Genomic DNA, 2946 nt, shown 5'->3' with positions numbered 1-2946 from the left:
CGTCAGCACCGGGGCCGGTGCGGCCGGAGCGGGAGCGCCCGCAGCCGCGGCAGCCGCTGCGGCGGCCTCAGCCTCTTTCTTGGCCTTGGCCCGCGAGCGCGACGGCGGCAGGCGGCGCAGGGTCTTGAGCGCTTCCGCATCCTTGATGCCGATGGTGCGCTGGTCCACCGTGATCAGCCCGATCTCGTTGAACGCCGACAGCGTGCGGCTGACCGTTTCCAGGGTCAGGCCCAGGTAGCTGCCGATCTCGTGGCGCGTCATGCGCAGGTTGAACAGCTTGCTGGAGTAGCCCATCGCGCCGAAGCGCTCGGCCAGCGAGACCAGGAAGCGGGCCACGCGAGCTTCCGCGGACAGCGCGCCCAGCATGCCGATCATGGCCTGCTCGCGCACCAGCTCGCGGCTCATCACGCCGTACATCATGTTCTCCAGCTCGGCGTGCACGCGGCCCAGCGCGGTCAGCTTCTTGAACGGCAGCAGGATCAGGTCGCAGTCCGACAGGGCCACCGCCTCGGAGGCGTAATGGCGGGTGTGGATGCCGTCGACCCCGAGCATGTCGCCCTTCATCGGGAAGGACAGCACCTGCTCGTTGCCGAATTCGTCGATCAGCACGGTCTTGAGGAAGCCCGAATTGACGATGTAGAGAGTGTCAAAGGCCTGGCCGATGGTATGCACCCGTTGCCCGGTCTTGAATTGGACATGCTGGAACAGCAGTTCTTCGCTGTTCACCGACGGCGCTGCGGGGATATGCAGCAGGTCGCACACTTCTTTCAGGTTGGACCACAGGCGGCCCTGGCGTTGGCGACCGGCTTCCATGGATGACGAATGCACCGTCGAGGAAGTCGAGCGCAGATCCGGCGTTTGCGTAGACAGCATGTTGATCTCCTGATGGTTGCTGAACTTCAAAAAGTGACCCGCAAGCAAGTCAAGTGAAATTCAGTATGCCAACTCGGCTTGAGGCTGGATATCAGCAGCGGCTGAATCTTGGAGTAGGAGACGGCGCAGGCTTGTAGGAAGAGTCTTACTGGGGTTGACGCGCGTCAGAGGGGCTAAACGATTGCGCCTAAAGCAAGCGCGGCAGGAGGGACTTTTGAGATACCCCAAGCACCTGGCTGTGGCTGCGGAACCAATTCCGGAGGCGAACAGTACTAGGCCTTGAACGGTGACAGCAGCTTGTGCGCCACCGCGTACTGCACCATCTCGGACAGGGAGGACATCCCCATCTTTTGCATGATACGCGTCTTGTGGGTGGAGACAGTTTTGACTGACAGGTGCAGGTTGATGGCAATCTCGGTGATCGAGCGCCCCGCCACCAGTAGCGAAAACACCTCGAACTCCCGGTCCGAGAGCTGCTTGTGCAGCAGCTGCTCGTTGGGCGTCATGATGTTCAGGGCCAGCTGCTCGGCCACCTCGGTACTGATATAGGGGCGCCCGGAGGCGACCTTGCGGATCGCCCCCACCAGCTGGGTGCCGGCCGATTCCTTGGTCAGGTAGCCCTGCGCGCCGGCCCGGATTGCGCGCACCGCATACTGCTCTTCCTCGTGCATGGTCAGGATGAGGATGGCCAGCTTGGGCGCCTCGGTGCGGATCTGGCGGATCAGGTCGACCCCGCTGCGCCCGGGCATCGACAGGTCGAGCAGCAGCAGGTCGAAGCCGCCTTGGCGCACCAGGTTGAGCACCTCGAAGCCGTTGGTGGCCTCGCCGACGATGTCAATATCGAGCGCCCCATCGAGAATGCGCTTCAGGCCTTCCCGCATGATGGTGTGGTCATCCGCGATGACAATTTTGATCATGTTGAGTTGTCTATAACAATGGTGAGCAAGGTTAGCGCATGGGCTGTCTGTTGAGCAACCCTAATCGACCGGGTTCTGCAGCAGGCGGTGCACCAGAACCGGTTTGGCGGTGTGGGACAGCACTTTGTTGGTGACGCTGCCAAGCAGTACCTGGCCCCAGCCGCTGCGCCCGTGCGAGCCGATGAAAATCAGGTCGCAGCCGCGTTCCTCGGCCACGTCGCAGATCTTTTGCGCGGTGGCATCCGAAAACTCGACCAGGGTTTCGCAGTGCAAGTTGCAGCTGGCCGACTTGTCCTGGATCGAGCGCAGGTGGTCGGCGCCCACCCGCCGCATGGCTTCGAAATACTCGTCCTCGCTCGGGTAGGCGGGCGGGACGATTTCCACGTACACGGGGAACTGGTATTCGGGCGCGACGAACAGGGCCAGCACTTCGGCGCCCATTTGCTGGGCGAAGCGGACCCCGGCGCAGGCGGTGTGTTTCGAGACGGTCGATCCGTCCGTGGTGATCAGAATTTTCCGGTACATGGCTTCCTCCATTAGAGGCTGGCCCCGCGGACTTACGACCACCGCTTCCCGCAGGAACACAGCGAATCATTCTGAAGGGTAGTGTGCCTGAAAGCTATTGCAAGCTTTCGCACGGTTGATTTCGCTCAAAGGGGGCCGTTAGGACAGGGCCGATAGGCCTTCAGAACCCGCTGTAACGAGCTCATCGACGCTTCGGGCAGGCCCAAGCGCCCCAAAGAGATTACGGAATACAACACTTTAACACCTGTTTTTTTGACGGTGTAACAAGTTTCCACACGGATTTTGCATGCGGCTGCAACGAGCGATTTACCGACAGGCAGACACGCTGCTACACTCGCGAGTATTGCGGCTTTGTTGCCACGCATCATGCTTTGCCCCGAACTTGCACAGCATTTACGAATTCGCGCAGCCAGGCTGCGGACTTTACAGAATTGAAATGGAGAAGCAGGGATTATGACCGACGCCGCTGATGATTTCGACGCACTGTTCGAGGAAGTGGCTGCCCAGCGAGTAGCGAGCGCGCCTGCCCCGGCCGCTGCGGCTCCGGCACCCGCCCCGGCCGCCGCCGAAGACGACATGGAAGCGCTGTTCGAGCAAGTCGCCGCCGGCCGCCAGGCCGAGGTGGCCGCGG

General features: G+C 61.8%; 3 protein-coding genes. All 3 read right to left on the bottom strand.

Going from position 1 to position 2946, the window contains the following annotated elements:
* The coding region (locus E4L96_RS04350) for a Crp/Fnr family transcriptional regulator (RefSeq protein WP_229414217.1) at positions 1-813 on the bottom strand (813 nt) is incomplete at its 3' end.
* 332 nt (positions 814-1145) lie between these two features.
* Entirely contained in the window at positions 1146-1790 is a 645-nt protein-coding gene (locus E4L96_RS04345) for a response regulator (RefSeq protein WP_135206003.1), read from the bottom strand.
* 60 nt (positions 1791-1850) lie between these two features.
* The gene (locus E4L96_RS04340; protein WP_135206002.1) at positions 1851-2315 is read right to left on the bottom strand and encodes a universal stress protein; all 465 of its coding nucleotides are present in this window, start codon (positions 2313-2315) and stop codon (positions 1851-1853) included.
* Positions 2316-2946: the final 631 nt, after the last annotated feature.

The organism is Zemynaea arenosa (assembly GCF_004614185.1).
In the GTDB taxonomy this organism is placed as follows: domain Bacteria; phylum Pseudomonadota; class Gammaproteobacteria; order Burkholderiales; family Burkholderiaceae_D; genus Telluria; species Telluria arenosa.
The sequence above is the reverse complement of the archived record's forward strand: the minus strand, read 5'-3'. Positions and strand labels throughout refer to the sequence as shown.